This is a genomic window from Mycobacterium sp., assembly GCF_035653355.1.
In the GTDB taxonomy this organism is placed as follows: Bacteria; Actinomycetota; Actinomycetes; order Mycobacteriales; family Mycobacteriaceae; genus Mycobacterium.
Genome location: NZ_DASRBZ010000681.1, coordinates 1 through 4,168, shown reverse-complemented (window position 1 = coordinate 4,168; position 4,168 = coordinate 1). Strand labels below are relative to the sequence as shown.

General features: G+C 64.4%; 5 protein-coding genes. 1 reads left to right on the top strand and 4 read right to left on the bottom strand.

What is annotated here, in order from left to right; genetic code table 11:
- The 3 genes from VFA16_RS23405 to VFA16_RS23395 form a co-directional block, all read right to left on the bottom strand.
- A partial coding sequence (locus VFA16_RS23405) for an alpha-amylase family glycosyl hydrolase (RefSeq protein ID WP_324970132.1) occupies nt 1–723 on the bottom strand: 723 nt, incomplete at its 3' end.
- Between the two features lie 90 nt (nt 724–813).
- A complete protein-coding gene (locus VFA16_RS23400) occupies nt 814–1,881 on the bottom strand; it encodes a S1C family serine protease (protein WP_324970130.1) in 1,068 nt (355 codons plus the stop codon).
- Nucleotides 1,882–2,068: 187 nt separating this feature from the next.
- Nucleotides 2,069–2,521 (bottom strand): nuclear transport factor 2 family protein, encoded by a 453-nt coding sequence (locus tag VFA16_RS23395; protein WP_324970129.1) that lies wholly within the window; start codon nt 2,519–2,521, stop codon nt 2,069–2,071.
- A 41-nt stretch (nt 2,522–2,562) separates the two neighbouring features.
- On the opposite strand from VFA16_RS23395, the gene VFA16_RS23390 reads away from it, so the two are divergent.
- Nucleotides 2,563–2,970, top strand: coding sequence for a TIGR03668 family PPOX class F420-dependent oxidoreductase (locus tag VFA16_RS23390; protein WP_324970128.1), 408 nt, complete (start codon nt 2,563–2,565; stop codon nt 2,968–2,970).
- Between the two features lie 11 nt (nt 2,971–2,981).
- Here the strand turns inward: VFA16_RS23390 and VFA16_RS23385 are convergent, their stop codons facing one another.
- The gene (locus VFA16_RS23385) at nt 2,982–3,794 is read right to left on the bottom strand and encodes a slipin family protein (RefSeq protein ID WP_324970127.1); all 813 of its coding nucleotides are present in this window, start codon (nt 3,792–3,794) and stop codon (nt 2,982–2,984) included.
- Between the last annotated feature and the right edge of the window lie 374 nt (nt 3,795–4,168).

The window sequence follows — 4,168 nt, the reverse complement described above, 5'->3', positions numbered from 1 at the left end:
GTCCAACCGGAAACCGTCGATGCCCAGGCCCAGCCAGAACCGGATGACGTCGATCATCGCTTCCTGCACGGCCGGGTTGTCATAGTTCAGGTCCGGCTGGTGGGAGAAGAACCGGTGCCAGTAGAACTGGCGGCGCACCGGGTCGAAGGTCCAGTTCGACTCTTCGCTGTCGACGAAGATGATCCGGGCGTCGGTGTACTTCTCGCTGGTGTCGCTCCAGACGTAGTAGTCACCATAGGGTCCGTCGGGGTCACGGCGTGACTCCTGAAACCACGGATGCGAGACCGATGTGTGGTTCATCACCAGGTCGGTGATGACCCGAATGCCCCGGCGGTGAGCGGCATCGAGCAACGCGACGAAGTCGTCGACGGTCCCGAATTCGGGTAGCACCTTGTAGAAATCGCGGATGTCGTAGCCGCCGTCACGCAGCGGCGAATCGTAGAACGGGGGCAGCCAGATGCAGTCGACGCCCAGCCATTGCAGGTAGTCGAGCTTCTCGGTCAGCCCGCTCAGGTCGCCGCAGCCGTCCGCGTTGGCGTCGTAGAACGCCCGCACCAGCACTTCGTAGAAGACGGCGTGCTTGTACCAGGTTCGATCGGCAGGCAGCGCAACGGCGTCGGCGAAGTCGTCCGCGCTGGGATGCTCGACGACGCCGGCTTGGACGTGGCTGCCCTCGGCCGGATGGTGTTCGACGGCGTCTTTAGTGTCTCTCGTCAAGTCCACGAGTCTACAGGTATCCGAGATCCACCACAGCTAACCCCCTGTGGCCCAAACGAATTGAGCCATGCCATGCGGCTGCGTCCGGCACAGGGATCAGCCAGGCGGTCCCGGTGCCAAGGTCACATTCACGGTACGCGACCCGCCCATCCCGCTTTGCAGGCCTAGTGCGACGGTGTCGCCGGGATGGTGCTGATCGAGGATGTTGGTCAGCCCAGTGGCCGAGTTGACCGGCTGGCCGTTTACCGACGTGATCACGTCACCTGGGGTGATTCCCGCGTCGGCGGCCGGACCCGGAGAGATCACCCGCTGGATAACCGCCCCTGCGCCGCCCCTGGCGTCGGAAACACCGATGCCGAGGAATCCCGTGGGACCAATGTGCACGCTTGGCGACGCGGCGCCGGAGCGGATCTGGCCGGCGATCGCCATGGCTTGATTGATCGGGATCGCGAACCCTTCGCCGCGGCCCAGTTTGTAGTTGTCGGAAGCAGCGGTGTTCATGCCGATCACCTGGTTGGCGCTGTTGACCGTCGGGCCGCCCGAGTCGCCGGGACGTATCGCCGCGTCGACCTGGATCAAGCCGCTGAGGGTCTCGGAGCTACCGGTCAACGCGTCGGCCGCCGAGACGGTCTGGTTCAGCGCGGTGACGCGGCCGGGGACAGCGCTGGGTGCTCCGCCGACACCGCCGGCGTTGCCGAGCGAGACAATCGGATCGCCGACCCGAACTGTGGACGAGTCGCCGATATTGGCCGTGGGCAGTCCGCCTGCGCCACCGAGCTGCAGCACGGCGATGTCATGGTTGCGGTCGTAGCCGATTACCTCGGCGGGGTAGGACTGGCCATTCCCGATGTCGCGGGCGCTGATATCGGTCGCCCCGGCGATGACATGGTTGTTGGTCAGCACCACGCCGCCGGGATCGATCACGATGCCCGTTCCGGCGCCTACCGCGCTCTGGTAGCCCAGCTTGGTGTCGATGTCGACGATCTGCGGGCCTACCTGCGAGACAGCCGCCAGCGGGTCGATCGGGGCGGGCGCTTCACGGAACCGGTCCAGTGTGGGCGGCGACGCGTAGGCCGGTGCCGTGGCAAAAGCCAATCCCGCCACAGCCGTCAGACTCAGTAAGCACGACGACCACCGTGGTATCCGGCGGTGCCATCCGCTCATCCCGTCACCTCCCGATAGGCGTAAGACTGAAGGATTGTCGCAGCCTTTGTGCCTTGACAGTAACCTGGTCAGCCTCTTCACCGTAGTCTGCATGCCCGTGTCGAGATCCGCATCCTGCAGTGGCGTGCCGCGCGAGCACGGGGTACGGAATAACCGGACCATCGCTTCGACAAACGATGCGATGCAATCACCGGTCGGGCGTGATGGGCCCGGTGAGGTGGTGGCTTAGGTCACCGACCATGTCCACGAGTGTGTAGTCCCGAAAGCAGAACCTCCACGCGCCGTCCACGCGTTCGAACCGATCGTGGTAGCGGCCGGTGACGATCGGCTGCAGCGGAAAGTCGTCGGTCTGCTGCAGCACTGTGTAGTAGCTGCGACAGCTCGCCGTGCCGGCGTCCTCGTCGACCTCGATGACCGGGTTGGTAACAAGGTGCTTGGTTCGAGGCGTCCCGTTGGGGTAGAGCACCACCGTGGCCTTCCAGATCGCCAGCATGGCCGCCGCGTCGACAGTGCCATCGCCGGCGTCGCCGATCCGCAGACGGGCGTGCTCGAACAGAGCCGCCGCGCCGGCCAGATCGCCGCTGTCCATGTACTCGGCGTAGCGGTATAGCAGGTTGGTGATCTGCGTCTCGGCCGACATGAGGTCAACCTAACCGTGCTGGTCGGTTTTAAGCTGGCCACGTGGTCGAATTCGACCCGAAAGCCCGGTTTTCCGACGCGCCGATCGCGCGACTGGCCACCGTAACGCCTGGCGGCATGCCGCACCTGGTGCCGGTGGTGTTTGCGCTTCGCGATGACATCGTCTACACGGCCGTCGACGCCAAACCCAAGACGACACAACGGCTGCGGCGGCTGGCCAATATCGACAACAACCCGCAGGTCAGCATGCTTGTCGACCACTATGTCGACGACTGGACGCAGTTGTGGTGGGTTCGTGTCGACGGTGTGGCGTCGGTTCATGACGACGGGGATGCCCTGGACATGGGATATCAGTTGTTGCGCGCGAAATACGCCCAGTATCAATCGGTTTCGTTAGACGGCCCGGTGATCGCCATTGCGGTGCAGCGTTGGGTCAGCTGGCACGCTTGAACACGATCGTCTCAGGTCGATGTCGGTTCGGTAGGCGAGTCGGCGCTGTCCTCGGCAAGTGATCGTTCCGGTGTCAGGCGTTCCAAGAACCGCAGCAGCTCGACCGGGAAAGGCAGCACCAGCGTGGAGTTCTTCTCGGCGGCCACTTCGACCACCGTTTCCAGCAGGCGCAGTTCCAGCGCGGCCGGGTGGTCGGCCATCACTTGTGCGGCGGCGGCCAATTTCTGGGAGGCCTGCAGCTCGCCGTCGGCAGTGATCACCCGAGCGCGTCGCTCCCGTTCGGCCTCGGCCTGCCGCGACATCGACCTCTTCATCGAGTCGGGCAGCACCACGTCCTTGATTTCGACGCGGTCGATGTGGATTCCCCAGCCCAGCGCCGGGCTATCGATCATCAGCTCCAGGCCCTGGTTGAGTCCCTCCCGGTTGCACAGCAGGTCGTCGAGGTTGCTCTTGCCGATGATCGATCGCAGCGACGTCTGCGCGACCTGCCCGATCGCGGACATGTAGTCCTGAACGTCGACGGCGGCTCGCACCGGATCCGACACCTTGAAATAGATGACGGCGTCTACCCGGACGGTGACGTTGTCGCGGGTAATGCCGTCCTGGGCAGGCACTGGCATCGTGATGATCTGCATGTTGACCTTCTGCATGCGATCAGCCACCGGAAGCAGCCAAGTCAGCCCCGGCTGGCGCACCCGGGGCAGGACTCGCCCGAACCGGAAGACGACGCCTCGTTCGAATTGCTTGACCACGCGCACGCTGCTCGCCAGAAATAGCGCACCGATGACACCCGCCGCGGCGATCACGTCGACCACGATCACCATGCGACCGTTCTTTGCCCAGCCAGCGGGACCGGTAGGCCCGCGTTCATGGGTCCGATTGTCCCACCGGCATTTCTGCTTCTCAACACGCTGCTGTCCAGGCCATTCTGGACCGCTGACCGGAGCCTGAGTCGATGGCCGCATCGCTCGGTCTTGTGCTGGGTGGGTGTTAAGGGGAAGGTGACTAGTAGGTCCGTGATCTGGGCCACACCCCGGCAGCAGGGTGGTATCGCCACCTTGATGTGTGGGCGAGTGAAGCGACCCGGGATGCAAGGAGAGGAACGTCATGGCAGACAAGGCGACTAGTGCTCAGGGCGCCGGAGCCGCCCCCGCTGTAGACAGTCCAGCCGCCGTTCGCAATGTGGTGCTGGTGGGAC

Bases quoted from the DNA above. Each gene is read 5' to 3' on its own strand.
- VFA16_RS23400 (WP_324970130.1), bottom strand. From the start codon at position 1,881: ATGAGCGGATGGCACCGCCGGATACCACGGTGGTCGTCGTGCTTACTG.
- VFA16_RS23395 (WP_324970129.1), bottom strand. From the start codon at position 2,521: ATGTCGGCCGAGACGCAGATCACCAACCTGCTATACCGCTACGCCGAG.
- VFA16_RS23385 (WP_324970127.1), bottom strand. From the start codon at position 3,794: ATGGTGATCGTGGTCGACGTGATCGCCGCGGCGGGTGTCATCGGTGCG.